Here is a 25,425-nt window from a genome sequence, read left to right on the forward strand (position 1 = left end):
GGCGCACCGGCGACGGTTTATGACGGCCCCGTCATGCGACCGTCATCCGGCCGCCGACCTGCTGTGTCGGAAGCGCGACAGAAAGGCCCGCCGTTCGGCGGTGGCGTGAATGAACGCGAGGCGCGCTTCATAGGGACACCGGAAAGGCACCGACGTCTGTGGGGGCACGGTGGGGCGAGTACTGGTGATCGAGGACGACGAGCGGATCGGACGGTTGGTCACGCGGGCGCTGGAGGGCGGTGGCCTGCTGACCGAGCGGGCGGCTTCCGGCACGGCCGGGTTGGACGCGGCGCTGCGCCGGGACTTCGACCTGGTGGTGCTGGATCTGATGCTGCCCGGCCTGGACGGCCGCCAGGTGCTGGAGCGGTTGCTCCAGCGGCGGCCCGAGCAACCGGTGCTGGTGCTCTCCGCGGTGCCGGAGATCAGCACCCGGGTGGCGGTGCTGGAGGCGGGCGCCGCGGACTTTCTCGGCAAGCCGTTCGCGGTCGCGGAGCTGCTGGCCCGGGTCCGGGCCCGGATGCGCGGGGCACCGGCCGGGGACGCGGGCCGGTGGTTGCGGGTCGGCCCGGTGCAGCTGGACCTGCATCGGCGCCAGGCCACCGTCAACGGGGCACGGGTGGAGCTGCCGCTGCGCGAGTTCCTGCTGTTGCAGCACCTGATGAGCCGCGCCGGCCGCCCGTGCAGCCGCGAGGAACTGCTGGCCGACGTGTGGGGCCTGCACTTCGATCCGGGCAGCAACGTGGTCGACGTGTCGGTCCGCCGGCTGCGTGGCCGGCTGGACCGGCCGGACCGGATCGAGACGGTGCGCGGCGTGGGCTATGCGTACGCCGCAGAATAACCGCCTGCTGGCCGGTGTCTGGGTCGTCTTCGCCGCCGTCAACGTGGCGTTGATGTGGTTCCTGCCCGGGCAGGAGACCGTGCCGTTCCACCTGGTCTGGATCAGTCTGGCCCTGGTCTACGGCTTCACCACCTGGCCGCTGTCCTGGATCGTGGCCACGCTGGTGGCGACGACCACCACCACCGGGGTGATCCTGGCCCACCACGCGGCCGTCGGGGAGATCCGCTGGGAGGAGACGGCCGAGGAACCGCTGATGGCGGTGATCTTCGTCGTGATGGCCTGGCACGTGCACCGCCGCCACGTGCTGCTGCACGAGATGCGCCGGATCAGCGAGGCCGAGCGGGACCGGGCACACCGGCAGGAACTGCTGGTCCGGCTCGCCTCGCACGAGCTGCGGACGCCGCTGACCATCGCCCGCGGCTACACCGAGCTGCTGCGTACCGCCCACGACGACCCGTCGAGCCTGGCGGACACCGCCGTGGTGCTCGACGAACTGGACAAGGCGGCCCGGATCACGCATCGGCTGGTCACCCTGATGCAGTTGGAGCAGCAGCACCCGGTGCGCCCGGTCGACCTGGACACCGAACTGGTCCGGATCGTCCGCCGCTGGGCGCCCACCGCCGACCGGGAGTGGTCCTGCCGGTCGGCGATCGGGCTCACCCGGGTCAGCCCGGAGCGGCTGGAGGCGGCGCTGGACTGCCTGATCGAGAACGCGGTGAAGTTCACCGGGCCCGGGGACCGGATCGCGCTGGTGGGCCACCGGGACGCCGCCGGGTGGACGGTCGAGGTGACCGACTCGGGGGCGGGCATCCCACCGCAGGTCGTGCCCGAGCTGCTCGCCGGCGGGCCCGGTCGCCCCACCGCGACCGGCACTGGTCTCGGCCTGGCCATCGTCCAGGCGGTGGCCGCGACGCTCGGCGGCCGGGTCACCGTCGGGAGCGGGCCCGACGGGGGTGCCCGGATCGGGCTGCGGGTGCCGGAACTGTCGCCCGCCGACGCGGCCCGGCCGGAACCCGCCCGTCCGGCCGCCACCGGCGACCCGGTCCGGCTGGCGTCGGGCTGACCGCCGACGGACGGGCGGCGATGAGTCCCCGGGACGCGGGGAACCAGCGTCCGCCGGCACCCGCGGCGGCGGACTCAGCGGGCGGTGGCCCGCGACGGGGTGCCGGCCAACCAGACACCCACCACGATGGCGGCCACCGCAGCCACCACCAGGACGCTCCGCGCCCCGCCGAGCGACAGCGACTCGCGAAAGGCGGTCGCCCCGACGACCACGCCGGCCACCGGCTCGGTGAGGGTGAGCGCGGTCAGCGGGGCGGCGATCCGCCCGCTCTGGAACGCGTTCTGGTTGACCTGCACGCCGACCAGCGAGACCACCACCAGCGCCGCCAGCCGCGGGTCCGTGACCAGCGCGAGCAGATCGCCGTTGAACCGGGCCACCACCGCCTTGATCAGGGCCGAGGCCAGGCCGTACAGGATCCCGGTGGCCACGCCGAGCAGCGCCCCGCGGGCCGCGCCGGTGCTCGGCCGGGCCCCCACCAGGCAGGCGACCACGGCGCCACCGGCCCCGGCCGCCACCCACCACCAGTCGGCCGCGGGCGGGTCGTCGATCCCCGCCGACGGGGCCGCGGTGGCCAGGAAGGCGGCCAGACCCGCCGTACCGAGCAGGGTCGCCACCAGGTCACGGCGCTGCACCGGCCGCCGGTCCCAGACGGCCTCGATCAGGACGGCCATGAACAGCCCGGTGGCCAGCAACGGCTGCACCACGGCCAACGGGCCGTGGCGCAGGGCCACCGCCTGGGCGATGAGCGCGGCCGCGCTCGGCGTCCAGCCCAGCTGCCACGACCGGGTCCGCAGCAACCGCCACAGCAACCGCAGATCCCACGCTCGCCGTGGTGGCTGCCGCTTCGCCGCCCGCTGCTGGATGGTGGTGGAGAGCGCGTAGCAGAAGGCCGCGCCGAGCGCGGACACCAACGCGATGATCACCTGGCCACGTCCCGGTGTGGCCCGAGCGGGCCGACCATCCAGCCCTGGCGGCGGCACTCGACCAGCAGCCGGGGCAGGGCGGCCAGCCCCGCCCGCCAGGCGCCCGGCGCGGCGCTGCACGAGGAGTCGTGCAGCAGGATCGTGCCCCCGCCGGAGAGCCCCGCCCGGACGGTGTCGTACACCGTGTCGGCCGTGGCCGAGGCGGTCCAGTCCCGGCCCCAGGTGCTCCACAGCACCGGCTCCAGCCCCAGCCGCCACGCCGCCATCAGGGCCGCACCGGTCAGCAGCCCGTACGGCGGGCGCAGGAACCGGGGCGCCCGGCCCGTGACGGCGGTGATCAGCGCGCGGGCGCGGGCCAGCTCGCGCACGGTGGCCGCCGGCCCGCGCAGCAGCAGGTTCTCGTGCCGCCAGCCGTGCACCGCCACCTCGTGGCCGGCGGCGACGATCTCCCGCCCGAGGTCCGGCGACCGCTGGAGCATCGTGCCGAGCAGGAAGAAGGTGGCCCGGACCCGATGCTCGGCCAGCACCTCCAGGAACCGCGGCGTGGACTCCGGGTCGGGGCCGTCGTCGAAGGTGAGCGCGACCCGATGCGGCGGGCCGACCCCGTGCAGGCCGGGAAAGAACCGGCGCCGGACGACCGGCAGCACGGTCACCGCCGGCGCCAGCTGCAGCGCCGGCAGTGCCGCCGCCAGGTGCAGCGCCGGCAGCACCCCCGCCCAGCGGGCCCCCGCCGGACCACCGCTCACCGGGGCCCGCCCGCGGACTGGAGCAGCGCGGCGACCACCGCCGCCGCGTCCCCGACCGAGTCGACGAGGGCCAGCCGGCCGCGCTCCTCGCTTCCCGCGCTCCCGGCCCGGCTGGCCGCCTCGGCGACCACGCCCGCCAGGTCGACGTCCGGCTCGACAAGGTCGGCGCCGACCCGGCGGCCGGGCTGCCCGGCACCCGCGGCGCCCTCGACCGGAGGGGCACCGGTCAGCGCGGCCAGGACCGGGCCGAGCTGCTCACGGTCGGGCACCCACCGGGTGAGGCCGGACCGGGCCAGGATCGAGGCGTTCGCCCGCCCGTGCCCCGGGATCGGGCGGTACGTCACCACGGGCAGCCCGCAGACCAGCGCCTCCTGGCAGGTGAGTCCGCCCGCGTTCTCCACCACCACGTCCACCGCGCGCATCAGCGTCGGCATGTCGTCCACCCAGCCGAAGACGTGCTCGTGGTCGGCCCGCAGCCGCTGCCGCAACTCCTCGTTCCGCCCGCACACCACCACCGGTCGTACGCGGCCGGTCGCGGCCACCTCCGCCACGGTGGTCGCCAGGTCACCCGCGCCCCAGGCGCCCGCCACGACCAGAGCCAGCAGGTCGTCCGGCGGAAGGCCGAAGCGCTGCCGGGCGTGCCGGCGGTCGAGGACCGCCGGGGTGGTGAAGGCCCGGGACACCAGCGGCTGGACCACGGTGACGTCGACACGGCCGGCCACCCGGGCCGGTTGCACCTCGGCGTGCCGCACCGCGCAGTAGACGTCCACGCCCGGGGCGAGCCAGGTGGGATGGACGACGAAGTCGGTCACGTAGGTGATGAGCGGGACGACCAGTCGCCCCTGCCGGCGCAACGGCCCGAGAAGCTGATTGGCGTACGGGTAGGTCGTCACCACCGCCCGGGTGTCGGCGGGGATGGCGCGGCGCATCCGGTGCCGGAACGGTCGAAGCGCCGCCCGGAGCATCGGCACGGACGATCGGGACCGGCTGCCGAGCCCGTACAGCACGTCGTAGCCCCACGGCAGCCACCGGAGCATGCCCCGGTACACCTCCTTGAAGGCCCAGTGGGCCGGGCGGGGCAGCACGTCCAGGAAGTTGACCTGGTCCACCACGAAACCCCGGCCGCGCAGCCGCCGCGTCAGCTCGGCGGCAGCCGTGTCGTGGCCGGCGCCGACATCCGCGGAGACCACCACGATCCGTCCCGGGGACTCCATGCCGCGGCGCATACCCAGGGTCACGCCATCCACGCCGGGTACCGGTCAAACAGCGTGCCGGCGCACCAGCAGGCGCAGTGCCACGTACCCGGGCAGCACCGGCAGCCAGAAGGTGGCGAGCCGGTAGATCAACACGCCGGCGACCGCGGTGTCCGCCGGGACGCCGTAGAGCAGCAGGCCGGAGACCAGCGCGGCCTCGGTGGCGCCCAGCCCACCGGGCGTCGGCGCCGCCGTGGCCACCCCCTCGCCCAGCACCGAGACCAGCACCACCGGCGCGACCAGGGCCGGCTCGGCGGGCAGCCCGACCGCGAGCAGCGAGAGCCAGAACGCGGTCGCGTACGCCAGGGTGAGCGCCAGGCCCACCGGCAGCAGCTGCAGCAGCCGCCCGCTGCGCAGCAGCAGGCGGAGCGCGTCCACCGCCTGGCTGCCGGCGCGCCGGGCGCGGGCCCGCCAGCGGGGCGTGGCGATGACCACGACGGCCAGCGCCACCAGGCCGAGCCCGACGAGCAGCACCATCCAGCCCCGGCCGGCGACCCCGGCGCGGAGGTGCTCCGCCGAGCCCCGCGCGAAGGGCAGCAGGGCCGGTAGCATCAGGGCGACGGCGACGAAGCCGGCGGCCCGGTCGATGGCGACCGTGGTGGCCGCGAGCGGCAGCGGCAGGCCCTGTCGACGCAGGTAGCGCAGGCTGAGCGCGAACCCGCCGACGGCGCCCGGTGCGACCCGGTTGACGAAGCCGGCCGCCACCTGCACCGACACGGTGGTGCCGAAGGGGATCCGGCCGGCCGCGGCAAGGCGCAACGCCAGGGCGCTGACCGGGTACGTCGCCGCGGCGGCCAGCAGCGCACCGACGACCGCACCCGGATTCGCCCGCCCCAGGGCGCCGATCGCCAAGGTGACCTTGCCGAACTCGGTGACCAGGAAATACCCCAGGACGCCGAGCATGACCAGCAGGAAGAGGTCGCGGGCGCTGAACCGGACGACCCGGACGGTGCGTACCGGCCGGCCGGGGCAGTGGTGGGCGATCTCGGCGCGCAGGTCGTCGAGCAGGCCGGGCCGGGCGGCCGACGCCCGCCGGGCGGGCCGGGACAGCAGTGCGGTCTGCAGCCAGGGCAGGGCGTCGGCCACCGACGCGGCGCCCAGGTGGTCGACGGCGGCGGCGACGGTCTGGCGTACGCCGGCCAGCCCGGCGAGCAGGACGAGGGGCTCCACCAGGTCCCGGGCGCGCTGCTCCGGGGTGGCCCGGTCGGTGCCCTCGGCCAGCCCGACGAGTCGGGCCGACGCGTCGGCCACCAGCACGTTGGCGCCGCGCAGATCGCAGTGGGCCAGCCCGGCCCGGTGTAGCGAGGCCAGCTGCCGCCAGACGTCGGCGAGGGCGTCCGCGCCGAGTTCGTCGGGGTGGAGGGTGTCCAGCGGCCGGCCGGGCACGAACTCCTCGACGAGCAGTCCCTCGCCGGCCGGGCCGGCGGCCTCGGTCAGCAGGCGCGGCACCCCGACCCCGGCCCGCGCGGCGAGCCGCAGCAGTTCCGCCTCGTGTCCGGCCTTCCGCACCGCGCTGTCGTACGCCGGATGGTCACCGAGGTGGCGGTACCGCAGCCGCCGGCCCCACCGGTGCAGGCGTCCCGCCTCCCGCTGCCGCCCGGCGGACAGTTTCACGAACAGGTCGTGGCCGTCGGCGGTGGTGACCCGCCACGGCTGCGACCCGCGGCCGTCGCCGGGCAGCGGTGCCACGGCGCCTACCGGCACGCCCTTGTCGGCGAGGAGCAGGCGGACCCGCACGGCGGCCCCGGCCCCGCCGCTGTCCCGCATGCTCCGACCATAGGTCGATTCCGGCGTCCGCCGGGCGGCAACGCCGCCGCTCCGCCCGCCGGGCGCGGCGGCGGACCTAGGCGCGGCGGCGGCCCCGCTCCGCCCGGCGGGCGCAGCGGCGGACCTAGGCGCGGCGGCGGCCGACCCGGCGGGACCGACCGCGGCGTACGACCAGCGCCGTCACGAGACCGCCGACGGCGAGGGCGAGAATGCCGGCGGCCGGCACGATGATCCGCCAGTCGCCGTCGGCCATCCGGCGCAGCGCGGTGCCGGCCGGTCCCCGCCACTGCGGCGGCGGGGTCGGCGTGGGCGCGGCCGGCGGCGAGCTGCCCGCCGCCGCCTCCGCCTCGTCCAGCTCGCCGGGCTCGACCAGCCGACCCACCGACGCGTCGCGAGGCAGCGAGAAACCCCAGTCCAGCAGCTCTGCGCCCTGCTGCCAGCCGCGTACCGGGCGGGCCTCGGCGCCGAGCAGGGCGACCACGAGCCGGCGCCCGTCGCGCTGGGCGGCGCCGACGTAGCTGTGCCGGGCCAGCTGGGTGAAGCCGGTCTTGCCGCCCAGTGCGCCCGGGTAGCGGTAGATGAGCTGGTTCTCGTTCTGGATCTGGAAGCCGCCCTTCTTCAGGGCGGGCTGGGCCGGGATCCGGGTGCGCTCGGTGAGCGCGTACCGGCGGAACAGCGGGTTCGCGAAGCAGGCCCGGGCGATCAGCGCCAGGTCGTACGCGCTGGTGAACTGTCCCTTGCCGTCGAGGCCGGACGGGGTGACGGCGTGGGTCTGCCGGGCGCCGAGCCGCCGGGCCTCCTCGTTCATCGCCCGTACCCCGCCGGGCACGCCGTCGGCACCACCGCCGAGCCGGGCCAGCACGTTTGCGGCCTCGTTGCCCGAGTTGAGCAGCAGGCCGAGCCACACCGTCTCGACGGTGTACTTTCCGCCCACCAGCAGGCCGACGGCGGAACTGCCCGGCTCGATGTCCAGATCGCCGCGGGTCACGGTGACCACCTGCTTCGGGTCGAGCCTCGGCAGCATGGTGGCCGCGAGCAGCAGCTTCTGGGTGCTGGCCGGGGTGCCGTACTCGTGCGGGCCGCAGGCGCCCAGCACGGCCCCGGTGTCCAGGTCGGCGACCAGCCAGGACGTCGCCGTGACAGCCGGCGGCGCGGGTGCGCCGTCGGGCGCCACCAGCCCGGGAGTGTCGAGTTGCTCGCCGCCGACGACCCGGTCCGCCGGCACGTTCGGCGGTGGGACCGGACGGGGCGGGCGGGACACCTTGGGCCTGGGCGCCTTCGGGCACGGTACGGAGGCCCGGGCGGCCGCGGCGGCGGGCGCGAGCGGCGCGGCCGGTCTCGCCAGCACGGGGTGCGCCAGCGTGGCCGACGCGACTCGTCCGGCCGGCGCGGCCTGGGCGGCGGGGGCCGCCGTCCCGGTGCCGAGGAGGACGGCGGCGGTGAGGACGGCCAGGACCCGAGCTCTCATGACCAGGGAGACTAACCTGCAAGATCGTGTCGCGGTGACACCCGCCGGATGCGCCACGCCGCGTCCAGCGGCCGGTCGCGCCGGGTCACCAACCGATCCCCGACCGGCAGCGGAGAGGTCCCTCCGGGTTCACAGCCGGCGCAGCCACCGCCGCTGCCACGGGGTCTCCACCGCGCGCGAGTGGTGGTGCGCGCGCACCCAGGCCACCGCGCGTTCCGGGGCGAGCCCGTCGAGGACGGCGAGCGCGGCGAGGGCGGTACCGGTCCGCCCGACGCCGCCCCGGCAGGCGACCTCCACCCGCTCCCCCGCGTAGGCCCGGCGCCACGCCTCCCGCAGCGCGTCCAGTGCGTCGGCGGTGTCGACCGGCACCCAGAAGTCGGGCCACCGGATCCGCCGGTGCGGCCAGGCCGGAATCGGCCCGGCGGCCAGGACGAGCGCGAAGTCGGCCGGCGTGGCCGGGTCGACGAGGCGGCGCCCGCGTACCGCCGCCCCGCGGGGCAGCACGACGAGCCCGGTCCGGTCCGCCCACCACTGCCCCGCGTCCATCGGTCCATTGTGCGCCCCCGCTCCGGTCACCGGGTGTCCCGCGCCGCAGGGCACCAGTGAGGTTCGCCGGGGCAGCGGTGAGCTCCGCCGGGGAACCGGTGCGGTCCGCCGCCACACGTGGGTGCCCGCCGGACGGTCGTCCGGCGGGCACCCGTTCGGTGGTCCGGGCCCTGCCCGGCGTGCCGAGGGTCAGCGCGAGCCCATCCCGAAGCGGCCCCGACGACGCCAGGCCACGGAGAGCAGCACCAGCAGGGCGCCCACCCCCGCCAGGCCGCCACCGAGCTTCATCGGCGTGCTGAGGCTCGAGCCGGTCACCGGCAGGTGGCCGTCGTGGTGCGGCGGCTTCGTCGGCCGGGGCGGAAGGACGATGCCCGTGGCACTGGCGGTCCGGCCCGAGGTCTCCCCCTCGGCGGTGAAGGTGTAGCGCCCCGGCCGGTTCGGCCGGTACGTGACGGTGAAGCTGCCGCTGCTGTTCGCCTTCACGGTGAACTCCAGCGGCGCCGGCTGCGGCGCGGCGGACAACGGCTGGGCGTAGGCCACCGAGGCCATCGCCACCGTGCTGCCGTCGCTGCGCCGGGCCGTGCCCTCGGCGGGCGCGGCGACCGGCAACGCCGAGATGGAGACGTCGATCTCCACCGTCTCGTTCGGTGCGAAGCCGCTGCCGTGGAGCGTGAAGGTCTCGCCGAGCCTGATGGTGGTCGGGTGGACGGTCAGGGCGGCGACCGGGGGCGGGTAGACCGGTGGCTGCGGCTGTGCCGCCCCGGCCGCGGTCGGCACGGCCGCTCCGGCCAGACCGACCGTGAGCGCCATGATGATGCGGGATAGCCGCATGATGGATTCCCTCCTACTGTTCACAGCTTGGTGCGGTAACAACTTGGGTGGTCCATGGGGTGACGGTGGGCGTGAGCATCAGTTCTGCGCTGCCGCTGGCGGTCTTGCCGGTGAGCAGCGAGACGTCGAGGGTCCGGGTCCGCCCCGGCTTGACCTCCACGTTCGCCACGGTCACCTGGCGGCGACGGTCGGTCCCGCTGCCCATCGCGGTGTCCCGACCGTCCAGCCGGCCGCCGAGCACCGCCCCGCCGGTCGGCGTGTACACCGACACGAAGGTGCGGGCGCTGTACGGGTCGCCGGAGAGGGCGAGCCCGGTGACCGACTTGTCCAGGCCCGACTGCGGGGCGGTGGAGTGCACCGTCACCCGCAGCCGCAGCTCCCGGCGCCCGTCCGACTGGCAGTCGCCGACGGTCAGGGCGGCGGAGAACCGCAGGTAGTAGCCGAGCTTCGCGCCGCTGCCGTCGTTGAGGAAGACGCCGACCGTCGGCACGGTGTCCGTCTCGGGGAGCGTCCCGGTCAACCGGCTGTTGCCAAGAACGCGCTGCTCCTCGGTGCGAGCACTCCAGAACAGTATCCGGCGTTCCTCCACAGAACGGTTAAAAACGGTCAAAAGCTCCCGAGGGTTTACGGCCTTGGTGAAGAACTCGGTGAAGACGGCGGCGGCGGCCTTCGCGAAGTACTCGTCCTGCGCCTGCTCACCGAGGGTTCGGTAGGAGTCGCTGAGCAACGTCCGGACCGCCGTGTCCGCGGAGAGCGCGGGCCGGCCGGGCACGGCCACCGGCCCGATGACGCCGAGCAGGTACGACAGCGCCACCGGATCCACCGCCAGGACGCCGTCGACCGTCGTACCGGTCTTCCGGCGGACCATCTCCCGGTACAACGCCGCGGCGGCGGGGAAGTCCGGGCTGAGGTTGACATCGGCCGGAAAGGTCCCCGGCAGGTCGGACCAGAGGCCGCGCATCTCCTGGTTCACGCGCAGCGGCGGCTCGAACAGCCCAAGCCCGGAGCTGGCGCCCTGTTGGGTCATCCGGATCCGGCCGTTCTCGGCGCTGAGCACGGCGTACGCGCCGAACATGCCTCCGGTGGACCGCAACTCGGCGGGGTTCTGCGAGACGAGCAGGTAGCGGCGGGGACCGTCGGCGCCGAGCAGTGGCGGCAGCAGTCGGGCACCCTGGTCCGCTGCGGCGGTCAGGCCGGCGAGCCGGTCCAGTTCGGTCCGCAGGCCGGTGAGGGCGTCCCGCACCTGCCCGACCAGCTGGCCGGTCGGCACCGCCCGCAGCCGCTCGCCGGTCTCGCGAACCGCCCGGTCGGCGGCGGAGACCTCGGCGGACACCGCGCGGAGCCGGGCCAGGTCCAGGTTTCCCTCGCGGGGCACCAGGGAGGCGACGTCGATCCGCAGCAGCGTCGGGAAGGCGAGGCGGGCGAGGTCGTCCACCGCCACGGCGATCTGGCGCACCGCGGCCAGGTCGTCCCCGGCGTACGGCGCGCGCTGGGCGACCCACCAGGCGGGATCACCCGTCGCACCGCGGGCTGCGCCGGCCTGCTCCTGAAGGGCGGCCAGGGTGCGCTGGGCCCGATCGGCGTCACCGCCGACGACCTGCGAACTCAGCTCGCGGGCCAGACCCGCGGCGTTGAGCAGGTGCGCCCGGGCCTGCCAGCCCCGGAAGGCGACCCAGCCGCCGCCGGTCAGCAGCAGCGAGACGACCACCAGGCCGGTGAGCAGAACCCGCCGCACCCGGGCCCGGGTGCGGCGCCGGGAGCTTCGCCGCCGGCGGCGCGACACACCGCTGTTCGTCACACCACTCCCCCACTCCACAATCGGACAGACAGCATCATTGATCGCTTTCTAGCATGAAACGGCTGATGGAGTGCGCTAACGGGTGTTTTGGGCGATTGGGCGTCCAGCGAATCCCGCTCGGCGTTACCGACGCGGCTGGGCGACTTGCGCGGTTACGTCGCGCAGCATTTCCTCGATGCGGTCGACGCCGGCCCGCAGCGACATCTCCCGCAGATAGGCGTCGCGCCCCCGCCGGCCCATGTCGACCCGCGCGGGCGGCGGGATCGCCGTGGCCAGCCAGAACCGGTCGGCCAGCGCGGCCCAGTCCTCCGGCGGGCAGGAGAGCCCGGCCCGGGCCTGCTCGACGACCGCCACCGTGTCGCCGCCGGCCGAGGCCACCACCGGCGAGGCGCAGGAGAGCGCCGCCTGCAGCTTCCCGGGCACCATGCCGCGCAGTTCCGGCAGGTCCCGCAGCATGACGAGCTGGTAGTCGGCCGCCGCGTAGAGCTCCGGCATGTCCAGCGGCGACCGCCGGTCGACGAACCGCACGTTGTCCGCCCCGAGCTCGGCGGCGAGTCCCCGCACCCGCCGCTCCTCCGCTCCGGAGCCGACCAGGACCAGGTCCATCCGGTCGCCGAGCGCCGCCACCGCGCGTACCGCGGTCTCCAGACCCTGGCGTACGCCGATGGTCCCGGCGTGCATGACCACGCACCGGTCGTCCCGGCGGATCAACCGCCGGGCGGCCCGGCTCGGCTCGGTCGGTCGGAAGATCCGTTCGTCGGTCCAGTTGAGCACCGTCCGCACCCGGTCCCGCTCGGCACCGGCGGCCACCACCAGGTCCCGCATGGACGGCGCGCTGACCGCGATGCCGTCGGCCTCCTGGTAGATCCGGCGCAGGGTGGCACCGAGCCGCCCCGAGAGCCGGCGGGCCTCCCCGTCCCGGACCGGATCCTCCTCCGGCCAGACGTCCTGCACGTGCAGCACGGTCGGCACCCGGCCGAGCAGCCGGAGCAGGCCGGCGGCGGCGAAGGCCACCGCCGGAAGCTGGAAGACGTAGAGGGCGTCCACCTCGCCGAGGTAGCGCCGGCCGATCAGCGCCACGCTGCCGGCGAAGGAGAGCCAGCTGGCCATCCGCGTCCGGGCCGAGCCGTCGCCCCCGGCGTACCGGGGCACGCGACGGACGGTCAGCCGCTCGCTGTGGGTCTGGTGCCGCCAGCGCTGCCGCCAGCCCGGATACACGTGCCCGCCCGGATAGTCCGGGAAGCCGGTGAGCACGCGTACCTCGTGGCCCCGGGCGGCCAGCTCCTCGGCGAGGCTGCCCGGGATGAACGCCGGCTCCGGCGGGAAGTGGTACGACAGTATGCCGATCCTCATGGCCGGGCTCCCCGCGCGACCAGCCGCCACCCGACGCGGCGCACCCCGTACGATGCCCTCATCCCCTCCGCGTCCGGCCGCGTCCGCCGGAACACCGCCGTCGCGGCGCTCCGTCCCGCGACCGTGTCCACGAGAGGGGTGCAGATGGTCGACGGGGTGCTCTTCGTCTGCCACGCCAACATGTGCCGGTCCCCGATGGCGGAGTACATCGCCCGCCGGCTCCTCGCCGACCTGCCGGTCACCGTGGCGAGCGCGGGGACCGACGCCGTCGACGGGGCACTCATGCACCCGTACGCCACCGAGGTCGCGGCCGGGACCGGCGCGGACCCGGCGGCCTTCCGCACCCGCCGGCTACGCGCCGAGCACCTGACCAGGGCCGCGCTGGTGCTGACCGCGACGCGGCGGCAACGTTCCGTCTGCACGGCGCTGGCGCCGGCGGCGCTGCACCGGACCTTCACGCTCCGCCAGTTCGGCCGGCTGGCCGCCGCGGCCGAAGCCACCGGCACCCGCGACCGTTCGCCACTGCGCGCCGCGGTCGAGGCGGCGACCCGCGCCCGGGGGCGGCTGCAACCCGCCGCCCCCGACGCGGACGACCTGAGCGACCCGATCGGTGGCTCACCCGCCGACTTCCGGCGCTGCGCGGAGGAGATCGAGCGGTCCATCCGACCCGTGCTGGCGCTCATCGGGACAGCCGGGTGAGTTCCTGGGTACGGTCGCCGACCCCGGCGGTGGACCCGCGCCGGGCGGCCCGGGCCCGGTCGGTGGGCACGGACGGCGCGGGCGGCACGACCACCTTGTACGCCTCGTACTGGTAGGCGTCCGCCTTGGCGACCTTGGCCATGTTGAGCACGCAGCCGAGCAGGCGCACCGAGACCGCGTGCAGCGCCTGGGCGGCCGCGGCCACCTGACCACGCGAGGTCCGCCCCTGCTGGGTGACCAGCAGCGCCCCGTCGGACTGCACGGCCACCACCACCCCGTCGGTGACGGCGAGCAGCGGCGCGGTGTCGATGATCACGATGTCCGCCGACTCGCGCAGCGCCACCAGCAGGTCCGCCATCGCCTTGGAACCGAGCAGCTCGCTGGGGTTGGGCGGGGTGGCGCCGCTGGGGAGGACCAGCAGCGACTTGTCGCCCCACCGCTGCACCACGTCTCCGACCTGGACGTCGCCCACCAGCACGTCGGTGAGGCCCACGCCGCCGTCGACGCCGAGGTAGTCGGCGACCTTGGGCCGGCGCAGGTCGGCGTCGATGAGCAGCACCCGCCAACCCGCCTCGGCCAGCGCGATGGCGGTGTTGCAGGCCGTGGTGGTCTTCCCCTCGCCCTGCAGGGCGCTGGTGACCGCGATGACCCGGGCCGGCTCGTGCACGTCGACGAAGCGCAGGTTGGTGCGCAGCTTGCGGACCGCCTCGGCGCGTGACGAGCTGGCCGCCTCGCCGACGATGAGCGGGGCCGCCTTGGCCCCGGCCTCGAACGGGATCTCGCCGAGCAGTGGGCTGCCGGTCACCCGCTGGAGCGCGGCTGCGTCCCGCATCCGGACGTCGGCCAGCCCGCGCAGCACGGCCAGTCCCGCGCCGACCAGCAGGCCCAGCAGCCCACCGACGACCAGGTTCCTCACCGGCTGCGGGGACACCGGGCTGGAGGTGACCCGGGGACCGCCCACCACCTCTATCTTGATCGGCGGCGACTTGCCGTCCGACGGCGTCTCCACCTTCTGCACCAGCTCGACGAACTTGGCCGAGAGGGTCTCGGTGGTCTTCAGCGCCCGGGTCTGGTCGGTGTCGGTGAAGGTGGCCTTCAGCAGCACCGTGCCGGCCTCGGTGGCGGTGCTGATCCGCTCCTTCACCTGCTCGGCGGTCAGACCGAGCGGGCTCTCCGCGACCACGCTCCGCGCCAGCCGGTCGCTGGTCAGCAGGTCGGCGTAGGACTTGACCCGCTGCTGAAGGAAGAGGCCGCCCTGGTAGGCGTCGGTGACGCCCTGGCTGGGAGTGGTGACGAAGAACGTCACCGAGGCCTGGTACCGGGCCGGGGCGCGGACCGTGACCAGGGCCGCGGTGCCCAGGGCGAGCATCACGGCGACCAGAACGATCCACCAGTGCCGTCGGATCAGGCGCAGGTAACTGAGAGCCCCCATCACGTTCCCCCTCTCGACACGCGGATCAGCCCATGAAACTGCACGAAAGCCCCCTAAACCGCCTAAAGCACGTGTCAGGATCCATTACGCCTATCCCTCGCGGTAAGCGCCTTGATGAATGTAAACGACCGGAAGCGCATAGACGGCACAAATCCTTCCGTTTCCGGATTCCATGCGAAGGGCAACCATGGATCGCAGACCCAGCACCGCCGAAGTCGCCGCCCGACCCCGCGACCGGCTCACCCACCGAACGGCCGCCCTTTCCCTGTTAACGCTGGACACCGCCGCGTGGTGCGGGGGATTCCTGGCGGCGGCCTGGACCCGCTACGAGTTCCAGCTCACCGCCGACGACTGCACGCGGGTGCTCGGCGTGGCGCTGGCCTGCGCGGCGATCCACTCGGTGCTCACCCTGCTGCGGTTCCGGACGCACGGCCGCCACCCGATCGGCAGCGCCGGCGAGGCGCGCCGGCTGGCCATCACCGTGGCGATCGCCGCCCTGCTCACCCTGGCCGGCCTGCTGCCGTGGGAGCAGCATCCCGCGCCGGCCACCACCCCCCTCGTGGGTGGCACCGTCGCCCTGGTCCTCATGGCGGCCGGGCGCGCCACCTGGCGGTCGCGGCGGGAACGGCACCGCCGGCCGATGCGGGGCGCCGAGCGGTGCCTGATCTACGGCGTGGACGCCGCCAGCGAGCGCCTGGTAAGGCTGCTGCTCGGCGACCCGCACGGCCGGTACCGGCCAGTGGGCCTGCTCGACGACGACCCGGACAACCGGGGGCTGCGCGTGGACGGGCTGCGCGTGCTGGGCGGCCGGGAGCAGCTCGGTACGGCGGTGCGGGCCACCGGGGCGCGTACCGTCATCTTCTCGATGAGCGGCGCGGACCCCGAGCTGCTGCGCGACGTGCGCAGCCAGGCCATCCAGGCCGGTGCCGCGTTCAAGGTGCTGCCCCCGGTACGTGAGCTGCTGGACCGTCCGGTCGCGGTCACCGACGTCCGGGACCTGCAGATCACCGACCTGCTCGGCCGGGCGCAGCGGGTCGCCGAGCTGACGGTGGAGCGCAACGGCCTGGCCGGGCGCCGGGTCCTGGTCACCGGGGCCGGCGGCTCGATCGGCTCGGAGCTCTGCCGACAGATCGCCCGCTGCGAGCCGGGCGAGCTGATGATGCTGGACCGGGACGAGTCCGCGCTGCACGCCCTCCAGATGTCGCTGCACGGCCGGGCGCTGCTGGACAATCCCGAGCTGATCCTGGCTGACATCCGGGACGCGGAGGGCATCGCCCGGATCATCGCCGACCGGCAGCCGGACGTGGTCTTCCACGCGGCGGCGCTCAAGCACCTCACGCTGCTGGAGCGGCACCCCGGCGAGGCGATCAAGACCAACGTCTGGGGCACCCTCAACGTGCTGGAGGCGTGCCGCGACGTGGCCCAGTTCGTGAACATCTCCACCGACAAGGCGGCCAACCCGACCAGCGTCCTCGGCTACTCCAAGCGGATCACCGAGCGGCTCACCGCCCATTACGCCAGCCAGCTCGGCGGGTCGTACCTGAGCGTCCGGTTCGGCAACGTGCTCAGCAGCCGGGGCTCGGTGCTGACCGCGTTCCAGGCGCAGATCAGGGCCGGGGTGCCGATCACCGTCACCCATCCCGAGGTGACGCGCTACTTCATGACCGTCCAGGAGGCCGTGCAGCTGGTGCTCCAGGCGGCCAGCATCGGCCGCGGCGGCGAGGCGCTGGTGCTCGACATGGGTGAGCCGGTACGCATCGCCGACGTCGCCCGCCGGCTCGCCGCCGAGGCGGACACCCCCGTCGACATCGTCTACACCGGGCTACGACCGGGCGAGAAGCTGCACGAGCACCTGTTCGGCGCCGACGAGACCGACGTCCGGCCGCTGCACCCGCTCATCTCGCACGTCCGCGTGCCGGCGCTGGCCGCGGAGGAGGTACGCGGGCTCGACCCGTACGCCGACCCGGACGAGCTGAGCAAGCGGCTGGCGGCGCTCTGCCAGCGCACCGGCGTACCGCTGACGGTGCTGCCCGGCCAACGCTGACGCGGCCGGCGCGCCCAGCCGACGAAGGTCCCACGGTTCGATTCGCAGCGGCAGGCCGGGGTCGGATAGGGTCGGAAGCGGTGTGCCGGGAAGTCTGGTCGGCGATGTTCAGGACGACCCGACTCCCCGAGGTGACACTGCATGACCAACCGCGCGCCGGCGTCCCGCCGGCCACCGCGCCTGCTCTCCCGCCGGTCCTGGCCGGAAGCCCGGTTCCTGGCCGACGTGCTGCGTACCGAGACGGTCGGCGGCGGGCTGCTGCTGCTCGGCGCGGTGCTCGCCCTGGTCTGGGCCAACTCGCCCTGGCGGGCCGGGTACGCCGCACTCGCCGACTGGGTCCCCTGGCCCGGCGGCGCGTCGCTGCACCTGGACCTCAGCCTGGCTACCTGGGCCGCCGACGGGCTGCTGGCGATCTTCTTCTTCGTGGTGGGCCTGGAGCTCAAGCGCGAGTTCGTCGCCGGGGACCTGCGGGATCCCCGGCGGGCGGCGCTGCCGGTGGTGGCCGCCCTGGGCGGCATGCTGCTGCCCGCCCTGTGCTACCTGGCGGTGACCCTCGCCGCGGGCGGGGCGGGGCTGCGCGGTTGGGCCATCCCGACCGCCACCGACATCGCGTTCGCCCTGGCCGTGCTGGCCGTCGTCAGCTCACACCTGCCACAGGGCCTGCGCGCGTTCCTGCTCACCCTCGCGGTGGTCGACGACCTCTTCGCGATCATCATCATCGCGGTCTTCTACACCGCCGACTTCCACCTCCTGCCGCTGCTCGGGGCGCTCGTGCCGATCGCCGTGTTCGCCCTGCTGGTGCAGCGACGCCGCACGTGGTGGTGGGCGCTCCTGCCGCTCGCCGGGCTCGCCTGGGCCCTGGTGCACGCCTCCGGGGTGCACGCCACGGTCGCCGGCGTGCTGCTCGGCTTCACCGTGCCGGTGCTGGCCCGGCGGGGCGGCGGACCGGGGCTGGCCGAGCGGCTGGAGCACCGGTGGCGGCCGGTCTCGGCGGGCCTGGCGGTGCCGGTCTTCGCGTTCTTCGCCGCCGGCGTGTCGCTGGTCGACGTGGACCTGGCCGGCGTGCTCACCGACCCGGTGGTGATCGCGGTGGTCGCCGGGCTCGTGCTCGGCAAGACCGTCGGGGTGTTCGGCTCGACGTTCCTGCTCGCCCGGTTCACCCGGGCGGAGCTCGACGAGGACATCACCTGGGCGGACCTGTTCGGGCTGTCGCTGCTGGCCGGCATCGGCTTCACCGTCTCGCTGCTCATCGGCGAGCTGGCCTTCGGCGCCGGCAGCCCCGAGGACGACCGGGTGAAGGCGGCGGTCCTGCTCGGGTCACTGCTCGCCGCCCTGCTCGCGTCCGGGGTGCTGGTGCGGCGCAACCGGGTCTACCGGCGGATCTCGGAACGGGAGAGCCGGGACAGCGACGGCGACGGCGTGCCGGACGTCTACCAGGAAGAGCTCCGGTAGCGCCGACCCGCCGGTCAGTGCTCGCGCTCGGCCGGGCGCTCCTCCCTGGGCCCCTCGGTCTCCTCCTCCGCCGCCTCGACGTACGGCTCCATCAGGTCGTCGGCCGGCACCGCGACCCACTCGGTCTTGTCCCGCTCGTCGGGGCGCCCGCCGGGTGGCGGCTCGGGAGCCGTGGGGTCACCGGCGAAGCCGTACTCGTTGGGCTCGTCGTGCCTGCTCATGCGCTGAACCTCCCGGTCGTGCCAGTGTTCGCCTCTCGTGGGTCACGCTAGGCGGTGCTCGTCACCGCCGCAGCGTGCCGTGCGGTTCATACCCAGGCGCGGCAGCCACGATCACCCGCGCCGGGCATCGTTCCGCCGCCGCGACCCGCGCCGCGGCGGCGGAACCGCGCGCGGGTCAGGTCAGCTGGGTGACCGCCTCGAAGATCAACCAGAGGCCGGAGATGGCGAACAGGACCGCCGCGCCGTACCGGATGGCCTTCTCCGGCAGGTGCCGGCCGAGCAGCCGTCCCACCACGATCGCCAGGGCGTCGGCGGCAACCATGCCGAGGGTCGAGCCGAGCCAGGTGCCGAACCAGCCGTACTTGGTCGCCAGCGTGATGGTGGCCAGCATGGTCTTGTCGCCGAGCTCGGCCAGGAAGAACGCGACGCCGACGGCGATGACGGCGTTTCGGCTGCTCTTCTCCGCCTTGCGCTTCTCCTCCTCGGTGAGCTTGTCGCCGCGCAGCGTCCACGCGCCGAAGCCGAGGAACGCCAGACCGGCGATGAGCGAGATCCAGGTGGTGGGTAGCGCGGCGTGCAACCCGTACCCGATCGCCACCGACGCCAGGTGCACGATCGCGGTGGCGACGGTGATGCCGATGAGCACCGGTACCGTCTTGAACCGTGTGGCAAACGTGAGGGCCATGAGCTGGGACTTGTCGCCCAGCTCGGCCACGAAGATGACGCCGAAGCTGACCACCAGCGCGACGAGGAAACCGTCCATCCGAACCTTCCCGATCAAGCCGGGAGGAGGTACGGGGCACCCTCGACCCGGCTGCGACAGCCTGAGTCGAAGGTCTCGCCCGCCCCGGAGACCGGGGCCGCGTGGCCGGATGCGGAGGCATCAGTATGTCGACCACGACATTGCGGGCTACTCCCCTTCGCGCCGCAAGCTTAGCCCACCGCGCCACAGGCCCCGCGCGGGGGAACCGCCCACCCACCGCGCCCGCTCAGTCGGCCCGGGCGAGGTTGACGCCGAACAGCCCGTCCGGATCGGTCCAGAACGCCAGCCGCTCGAACCCGGCGTCGGCCAACTCCGCCGCGATCCCCTCCGGCCGGAACTTCGCCGAGATCTCGGTTCGTAGCTCCTCGCCGGCGGCGAACTCGACGTCCAGGCCCAGCACGTGCGCCCGGATCGGGCGCTCGGCGCGCAGCCGCATCTCGATCCACTCGTGCTCCGGATCCCAGATCGCCACATGGGCGAACGCCTCCGGGTCGAGGTCCGTGCCCAGCTCCCGGTTGATCACGCGGAGCACGTTGCGGTTGAAGTCGGCGGTCACTCCGGCCGCGTCGTCGTACGCGGGCACGATCACCTTCGGGTCCTTCACCAGGTCGGTGCCGACCAGAAGCCAGTCGCCGGCCTCCAGGGCGGCGCGCATGGCGGCCAGGAACTCGGCCCGCTCCACCGGGAGCAGGTTGCCGATCGTGCCGCCGAGGAACACCACCAGCCGCCGGCCGCCGGTGGGCAGCCGGTCCAGCTGCCGGGTGAAGTCGCCGACGATCCCGCGTACCCGCAGACCGGGATACTCGGCGGCGATCTGCCCGGTGGACTGGCGCAGCGCGTCGACCGAGACGTCCAGCGGCACGAACGTGCCCAGCTCGCCGTGGCGGGTGAAGGCGTCCAGCAGCAGCCGGGTCTTCTCCGACGAACCGGAGCCCAGCTCGATCAGCGTCTTCGCGCCGGTCAGCTCGACGATCTCGTCGGCGTGCTCGGCCAGCACGGCCCGCTCGGCCCGGGTCGGGTAGTACTCCGGCAGCCGGGTGATCTCCTCGAACAGTTCACTGCCCCGGGCATCGTAGAACCACTTCGGCGGCAGCCACTTCGGCCGCGCCGTCAGCCCGACCTGCACGTCCTCCCGCAGACTGCGGCCCAGGTCCTGCTCCTCCAGGTAGATCTCCAGTGGTTCCGCGCTCATCAGGTGTCCCTTCCGTTGCCCGAACTCCTGCCCCACCTGTGGAAACGTCGCTTCAGGCGACCACCGGGTCCCGGAGCCGCACCCCGGTCGCGGTGGCCACCACCAACCGCCCCTCCGGCACCGACCGCCAGCCCGGGTCGTCGTCGAGGGGTTCCGAGGCCAGCAGCACCGACCCCGGCGTACTGCGCAGCGACAGCGCGTGCCCGGCCGCGCTGGCCACCACCACCGCACCGTCGGTGAGCAGCAGGTTCAGCCGCGACCCGGGGGCGACCGCGGTGACCGCCGCGACGGTCGCGGCCACCGCCCGTGCCGGGTCCTCGCCGGCCCGCAGCCGGTGCCGCACCAGCGCCCAGAGCAGCGCCGCGTCGGTCGGCGCGTCCAGCGTCAGCAGGTCCCGGACCGGCAGCTCGGCGGCGAGCGACACCACCGCGTCCGGCCAGCCCCGGATCACGCCGTTGTGGCTGAACAGCCAGCGCCCCTCGGCGAACGGCGCGGCCGCCGTCTCCTGCACCGGCATGCCGACCGTGGCGGAGCGGACGGCGGCCACCATGGCACCGGCGACCGTCACCGCGGCCAGCCCCGGCAGCGTGGTGTCGCTCCACAGCGGCTGCGCCCGCCGGTAGCGCACCGGTTCGCCACCGTCCGGATACCAGCCGACCCCGAAACCGTCCGCGTTGACGGTGCCGCCGCCGCGCATGTCGCGGGGCGCCCAGGACTGCCGCAGCAGCCCGTACGGCGGGTCGTACAGCAGGCTGCGCAGCCGGACCGGCGGACCGAGGTACGCCAGGTGGCGGCACATCAGCCGGCACCGCCGCTCACGGTTCCGCCTCCTCCGGACGGGCGTCCCGGGCGCAGCGGAAGCCGCTGAAGATCTGCCGGCGGATCGGGTAGTCCCAGTTGCGGAACGTGCCCCGGCAGGCGGCCCGGTCGGTGCCGAACGAGCCGCCACGCAGCACCCGGTAGTCGTCGCCGAAGAAGACCTCGGAATACTCCCGGTAGGGGAAGGCGGCGAAGCCCGGGTGCCCCCGGAAGGTGCTCGAGGTCCACTCCCAGACGTCGCCGACGAGTTGGTGCACGCCGAGCGGCGAGGCGCCCGCCGGGTACGCCCCCACCGGTGCCGGCCACAGGTGCCGCTGGCCCAGGTTGGCGTGCCCGACGCTCGGCTCCTCGTCGCCCCACGGATAGCGCCGGGAGCGGCCACTCGCCGGGTCCCAGCGCGCCGCCTTCTCCCACTCGGCCTCGGTGGGCAGTCGTTTGCCGGCCCAGGCCGCGTACGCCTGCGCCTCGTACCAGCAGACGTGCACCACCGGCTCGTCGTCGCGGACCGGCGACCACCGGCCGAACCGGCGGTACGCCCAGCCGTCGCCGTCCCGCCGCCAGTGCATCGGCGCGACCAGCCCCGCCTCGGCCCGGTGCCGCCAGCCCGCCGCGCTCCACCAACGCGGCTCGTCGTACCCGCCGTCGGCGATGAACGCGCGGTACTGCCCGTTGGTGACCGGTGTCGCGTCGATGACGTACGCCGGCAGCTCGACGGTGTGCGCGGGGCGCTCGTTGTCCAGCGCCCACGGGTCGGTCGAGGTGCCCATGGTGAACGGCCCGGCCGGCACCAGCACCTCCCCGCCCACCCGCACGCGCGGCTCGGGCGGCGGCGGCGCGTCCAGCACCGGCCCACCGGCGCGCAGCTGGTGGGTGGCGAGCATGGTCTCGTCGTGCTGCTGCTCGTGCTGCACGATCATCCCGAACGCGAACCCGTCCTCGACCAGCTTCCGGTCGGTGAACCGGATCCCGTCGAGCAGGTCGTAGACCTTGTCCCGCACGGCCCGCACGTACGCCCGCGCCTCGGCCGGGGGCAGCAGCGGCAGCGCGGGCCGGTCCTTGCGGGGCTGCTTGAACGCGTCGTACAGGTCGTCGATGTCGCGGCGCACCGGTTCCCGGCCACCGACGTCGCGGACCAGCCAGAGTTCCTCCTGGTTGCCGACGTGGGCCAGGTCCCACACCAGCGGCGACATCAGCGTGGAGTGCTGCCGCATCAGGTCGTCGTCGTCCACCGCGTCGGTCAGCAGGGCGGTACGGCCCCGGGTGCGGTCCAGCTCCGCCGCGATCCGGCTGCGCAGCCGCTCGCTGTCCGTACCCGGCCGCTCGGTCGTGGTCACCGGTGCCTCCCCTCCGCGGCGGCGCGGCGCCGCCGGATCTCTCGGCTCGCCTCCTCGTGGATCCCGGCCGGCAGGTCCAGCCCGGGCAGGGCCCCCAGGGCCAGCTCGAACAGCGCCACCGCGGCGCCGGCCAGCGGCCGGTCGGCCAGCCCGTACCGGGCAGCGGCGTACCAGCGGTCGGCCACCGGGGCGGCGACCGTGAGGGCCTCCCGGGTGGTGGCCGGCGCGGCGAAGAGCGCGGCCAGCACCGCGAGCGGCAGCCGCCACTGCCGGCCCGGCTGGGCGTCCAGGTAGCGGATCTCGAGGTAGCCGCGCGGGCGTACCGGGGGGAAGAGCGTGCTGACGTGGTATTCCAGGTCGTCGCTGGTGGGCGGGCGGGGCAGCGCCCCGGCCAGCCAGTCGGCGAAGGTGACGCCGGCCGGCGGGGTCCAGTCGGGACCGCCACGCACGCAGAGCAGGGGCGCGGCGAGCGCGTACTCGGTCCAGGCGGCCACCGGGTCGTGGTCGGGCCGCGCGGGCGACCAGACCGGGCGGGTCCGCGCCGGATCGATGGCCAGCCAGGCGGCCATCCGGGCGGAGGCCCATCCGGTACACCGGCCGGCGTACCGGTCGGCGGTGGCGAAGGCGGCCAGCAGGGGTGGCCCGACGGCGTGGGCGGCGGCCCACCGCTGCGCCAACCGGTCCGGCTCCCCCGCGTCGAGGCAGACCTGGAGGCCTGCGGTGCTGTACATCATGACCCGACCGGCCGCGCCGCGCCGGTCGAAGACACACCGCATGGCCTGGTAGCGGGGCGTTTCCACGACCGGATTCGGGACCCGCCAGGGATCCATCCCGGTCCGGCCGAGGACGAGACCGGCGGCGTCCAGGGCGGTAACCAGTTCGGCCACGTCGGCTTCGGTGGCTCGGATCAGCGCGGCGATCGACGGTCGCGGCGCGGAGGAGATCTCCACCTGCCCGCCCGGCTCGACGGTCACGGTGCCCCCGTGCCGGAGCCTCCGGGCCGGGCTGGTGGGATCGATGGTGACGGGGCAGTGCCCCCCGAGCGCCCGGCGCAGTCGCGCCCGGTCGATCGGGCGGGCCGGGTCCGCGGCGTCGTGCACCGTCCATTCCAGCTCCACACCGGTCAGGGCCGGTGGGCCGGTCTTGAAGCAGATCCTGGCGAGGTGCCCGGCTGCCGCGGCCTCGTCCCGCAGGACGGTGGCCCGGTCCAGCTCCGGCGACATCACCAAGAGACGGCTCCTCTCTCCGGCGGTGGCGACCACGACATCGACCAAACACGCAGCGTCACGCGACAACTACGCACGGTCCCACCACCCTCTGTCTAGCAGACAGAATCGGCGCGTCCGGAGAGATGAATGTTTGTCCGAAATCCGGTTGGGTCCGGGTCAGTCGACAGCCGGCCTGCCGGGCCGGCGGGCGGGAGTCCCTGCCGGTGCGGCCTGCGACGAGCGACTGGAGTTGGCGTTCGGCGACGGCTGGCTGGCCGATTCCGACACGAGCCGGGCGCAGTAGGCGTCGACCTGATCGGCACCGCCGGCCGCGGCGACCAGGTCGGCAAAGCCCGCAGTCTCCAGCGCCTCCACCCGCTCCGGGACCGGCTTCGCCCGGTACGCCCGGCACTGGCCGGTCAGTTTGCCCACGGTCGGCGGCCGGTCGGGGCCGCCGGGACGGGTCGGGTCGGGGGCGGCGGACGGGACCGGAGCCGACGGGCCGTCGGTCGGACTCGGGTCGGCCGACCGGGCCGACGGACCCGGGTTGGCTCCGGCGGTGCCGGCCCCATCGGGACTGCCCGCACTGGCGCTGCCCGCGCTGGTCGACGCCGGCGGCGGCACCGGCACCCCCGGCCGGTCCAGCTTCACCGCGGCGACGGCGACCCCCGCGGTGGCGACGGCGGTGAGGCCGGCCGCCCAGGCCGCCACGCCGACCCGTAACCGTCGCCGCCGTGGTACGCGCGCCGGGGCGACCGGCGGGTTCGCCCGGGCCGCCCGGAACGCGGCGAGCGCCTGCTCCTCACCGGGCAGCTCGCCGGGACCGGCCGGGGCGGCCGCCGCGGCGAGCAGGTGGGCCAGCGGGTCGGCCCCGGGCGACGGTGGCTGTCCGGCGCGGGCCGCGTCGAGGAGACGCTCGTACTCCGCCCGGTCGGCAGGCCCGTCGGACCGGCGAAAGCTCATCCCAAACCCCTCAGAGTCATCAGTCCGCCGGCTCCGCCTTCGGCGCGTTCGGCGTCTGCCGCCCCCGCCCGGTGCGGGGGCGGGGCGGCGCGGCCCGCTCGGACGGCTGCCCGACGTCGACGCGTTCCAGGAGCGCGGCGAGCCGCCGCAGACCCCGGTGCGCCGCGGTACGAACGGCTCCCGCGCGCCGGCCGAGGACCCGCCCGGCGGTTTCCGCGTCGAGCCCGATCACGGCCCGCAGCAGAACCGCCTCCGCCTCCCGCGGTGGCAGGGTCGCGATCAGCGCCAGCGCGCTCTCGGTACCGATGGTCTCGCCGGCCCGCTCGGCGGTGTCCGCGTCCCCGGCCAGGCCGCTGAGCGCCTGCACCGGCACCGGCAGGGACGGCCGCCGGCGCTGCCGGCGCAGATGGTCCATGGCCCGGTTACGGGCGATGGTGACCGTCCAGGCCCGGAACTCGCCGCCGGTGAAGCTGGGCAGGTCACGGGAGATCTGCAACCAGGTCTCGGAGGCCACGTCCTCGGCGTCCCCGCCGACCAGCGCGGTGAGGTAGCGCAGCAGGCCGGGCTGCAGGCTGCGGTAGAGGAAGCGGAACGCCTCCTCGTCGCCTGCCTGCGCCGCGGCGACCACCTCGCTCAGCTCACCGGTCATGGACCCGCCGTTCCCGCCCTGCCGATTCCCGGGACCGGAGCATGCCGGTGCGGGCGCATCCGA

Annotated in this window: 23 protein-coding genes; 5 read left to right on the plus strand and 18 right to left on the minus strand. The window is 74.8% G+C overall.

Features of this window, described 5'->3' with window-relative positions:
- The first annotated feature begins 184 nt into the window (after positions 1–184).
- Together ABZ570_RS00155 and ABZ570_RS00160 are read left to right on the plus strand one after the other, a co-directional pair.
- Positions 185–838: a response regulator transcription factor gene (locus tag ABZ570_RS00155; RefSeq protein WP_358055008.1), complete on the plus strand. Its 654-nt coding sequence runs from the start codon at positions 185–187 to the stop codon at positions 836–838.
- Complete coding sequence (locus ABZ570_RS00160; RefSeq protein ID WP_358055010.1) at positions 819–1,901, plus strand: HAMP domain-containing sensor histidine kinase; 1,083 nt, start codon at positions 819–821, stop codon at positions 1,899–1,901. Before ABZ570_RS00155 ends, ABZ570_RS00160 begins: the two co-directional genes overlap by 20 nt.
- Positions 1,902–1,975: 74 nt before the next feature.
- Here ABZ570_RS00160 and ABZ570_RS00165 read toward each other — a convergent pair whose 3' ends face one another.
- The 9 genes from ABZ570_RS00165 to ABZ570_RS00205 all read right to left on the minus strand — a co-directional run bounded on the left by ABZ570_RS00165 (position 1,976) and on the right by ABZ570_RS00205 (position 12,586).
- Positions 1,976–2,824: a DMT family transporter gene (locus tag ABZ570_RS00165; protein WP_358055012.1), complete on the minus strand. Its 849-nt coding sequence runs from the start codon at positions 2,822–2,824 to the stop codon at positions 1,976–1,978.
- Positions 2,821–3,570, minus strand: a complete 750-nt coding sequence (locus ABZ570_RS00170; RefSeq protein ID WP_358055014.1) for a polysaccharide deacetylase family protein — start codon at positions 3,568–3,570, stop codon at positions 2,821–2,823. Before ABZ570_RS00170 ends, ABZ570_RS00165 begins: the two co-directional genes overlap by 4 nt.
- The gene (locus tag ABZ570_RS00175) at positions 3,567–4,784 is read right to left on the minus strand and encodes a glycosyltransferase (protein WP_358055016.1); all 1,218 of its coding nucleotides are present in this window, start codon (positions 4,782–4,784) and stop codon (positions 3,567–3,569) included. The genes ABZ570_RS00170 and ABZ570_RS00175 overlap by 4 nt, the downstream gene beginning before the upstream one ends.
- 45 nt (positions 4,785–4,829) lie before the next feature.
- On the minus strand, positions 4,830–6,590 hold the full coding sequence (locus ABZ570_RS00180) for a lysylphosphatidylglycerol synthase transmembrane domain-containing protein (protein WP_358055018.1): 1,761 nt from the start codon (positions 6,588–6,590) through the stop codon (positions 4,830–4,832).
- Between the two features lie 124 nt (positions 6,591–6,714).
- Positions 6,715–8,058 carry a D-alanyl-D-alanine carboxypeptidase gene (locus tag ABZ570_RS00185; protein ID WP_358055020.1) on the minus strand — a complete coding sequence of 448 codons (1,344 nt, stop codon included), beginning with the start codon at positions 8,056–8,058 and terminating at the stop codon, positions 6,715–6,717.
- A 129-nt stretch (positions 8,059–8,187) separates the two neighbouring features.
- Positions 8,188–8,604: a protein-tyrosine phosphatase family protein gene (locus ABZ570_RS00190; RefSeq protein WP_358055022.1), complete on the minus strand. Its 417-nt coding sequence runs from the start codon at positions 8,602–8,604 to the stop codon at positions 8,188–8,190.
- A gap of 189 nt (positions 8,605–8,793) precedes the next feature.
- Entirely contained in the window at positions 8,794–9,435 is a 642-nt protein-coding gene (locus ABZ570_RS00195; RefSeq protein ID WP_358055024.1) for a hypothetical protein, read from the minus strand.
- Positions 9,436–9,448: 13 nt separating this feature from the next.
- Positions 9,449–11,233: a DUF4012 domain-containing protein gene (locus ABZ570_RS00200; RefSeq protein ID WP_358055026.1), complete on the minus strand. Its 1,785-nt coding sequence runs from the start codon at positions 11,231–11,233 to the stop codon at positions 9,449–9,451.
- A 123-nt stretch (positions 11,234–11,356) separates the two neighbouring features.
- Positions 11,357–12,586, minus strand: a complete 1,230-nt coding sequence (locus ABZ570_RS00205; protein ID WP_358055028.1) for a glycosyltransferase family 4 protein — start codon at positions 12,584–12,586, stop codon at positions 11,357–11,359.
- A gap of 123 nt (positions 12,587–12,709) precedes the next feature.
- Between ABZ570_RS00205 and ABZ570_RS00210 the strand changes: the two genes are divergently transcribed.
- Positions 12,710–13,285 (plus strand): low molecular weight phosphatase family protein, encoded by a 576-nt coding sequence (locus ABZ570_RS00210; protein ID WP_358055030.1) that lies wholly within the window; start codon positions 12,710–12,712, stop codon positions 13,283–13,285.
- Here the strand turns inward: ABZ570_RS00210 and ABZ570_RS00215 are convergent.
- The gene (locus ABZ570_RS00215; RefSeq protein WP_358055032.1) at positions 13,266–14,717 is read right to left on the minus strand and encodes a polysaccharide biosynthesis tyrosine autokinase; all 1,452 of its coding nucleotides are present in this window, start codon (positions 14,715–14,717) and stop codon (positions 13,266–13,268) included. The two genes, ABZ570_RS00210 and ABZ570_RS00215, sit on opposite strands and share 20 nt — an antisense overlap.
- Before the next feature lie 187 nt (positions 14,718–14,904).
- Here ABZ570_RS00215 and ABZ570_RS00220 point away from each other — a divergent pair, with 187 nt between their 5' ends.
- Positions 14,905–16,761, plus strand: coding sequence for a nucleoside-diphosphate sugar epimerase/dehydratase (locus ABZ570_RS00220; protein WP_358055034.1), 1,857 nt, complete (start codon positions 14,905–14,907; stop codon positions 16,759–16,761).
- Between the two features lie 141 nt (positions 16,762–16,902).
- Positions 16,903–18,213, plus strand: coding sequence for a Na+/H+ antiporter NhaA (gene nhaA / locus ABZ570_RS00225; RefSeq protein WP_358055036.1), 1,311 nt, complete (start codon positions 16,903–16,905; stop codon positions 18,211–18,213).
- A gap of 14 nt (positions 18,214–18,227) precedes the next feature.
- On the opposite strand, the gene ABZ570_RS00230 is transcribed toward nhaA, so the two are convergent.
- The 8 genes from ABZ570_RS00230 to ABZ570_RS00265 form a co-directional block, all read right to left on the minus strand.
- Positions 18,228–18,434: a hypothetical protein gene (locus ABZ570_RS00230; protein WP_358055038.1), complete on the minus strand. Its 207-nt coding sequence runs from the start codon at positions 18,432–18,434 to the stop codon at positions 18,228–18,230.
- A 175-nt stretch (positions 18,435–18,609) separates the two neighbouring features.
- A complete protein-coding gene (locus ABZ570_RS00235; protein WP_358055040.1) occupies positions 18,610–19,197 on the minus strand; it encodes a TMEM165/GDT1 family protein in 588 nt (195 codons plus the stop codon).
- Between the two features lie 226 nt (positions 19,198–19,423).
- Entirely contained in the window at positions 19,424–20,389 is a 966-nt protein-coding gene (gene egtD, locus ABZ570_RS00240) for an L-histidine N(alpha)-methyltransferase (RefSeq protein ID WP_358055042.1), read from the minus strand.
- Between the two features lie 52 nt (positions 20,390–20,441).
- A complete protein-coding gene (gene egtC, locus ABZ570_RS00245) occupies positions 20,442–21,188 on the minus strand; it encodes an ergothioneine biosynthesis protein EgtC (protein ID WP_358055044.1) in 747 nt (248 codons plus the stop codon).
- Positions 21,189–21,204: 16 nt separating this feature from the next.
- On the minus strand, positions 21,205–22,542 hold the full coding sequence (egtB, locus tag ABZ570_RS00250) for an ergothioneine biosynthesis protein EgtB (protein WP_358055046.1): 1,338 nt from the start codon (positions 22,540–22,542) through the stop codon (positions 21,205–21,207).
- A complete protein-coding gene (egtA, locus tag ABZ570_RS00255; RefSeq protein ID WP_358055048.1) occupies positions 22,539–23,771 on the minus strand; it encodes an ergothioneine biosynthesis glutamate--cysteine ligase EgtA in 1,233 nt (410 codons plus the stop codon). The genes egtB and egtA overlap by 4 nt, the downstream gene beginning before the upstream one ends.
- Before the next feature lie 156 nt (positions 23,772–23,927).
- A complete protein-coding gene (locus ABZ570_RS00260; protein WP_358055050.1) occupies positions 23,928–24,713 on the minus strand; it encodes a hypothetical protein in 786 nt (261 codons plus the stop codon).
- Positions 24,714–24,732: 19 nt separating this feature from the next.
- Positions 24,733–25,362, minus strand: a complete 630-nt coding sequence (locus tag ABZ570_RS00265) for an RNA polymerase sigma factor (RefSeq protein ID WP_358055052.1) — start codon at positions 25,360–25,362, stop codon at positions 24,733–24,735.
- Between the last annotated feature and the right edge of the window lie 63 nt (positions 25,363–25,425).

The sequence above is a fragment of the Micromonospora sp. NPDC007271 genome (assembly GCF_040634005.1).
Taxonomy (GTDB): domain Bacteria; phylum Actinomycetota; class Actinomycetes; order Mycobacteriales; family Micromonosporaceae; genus Micromonospora.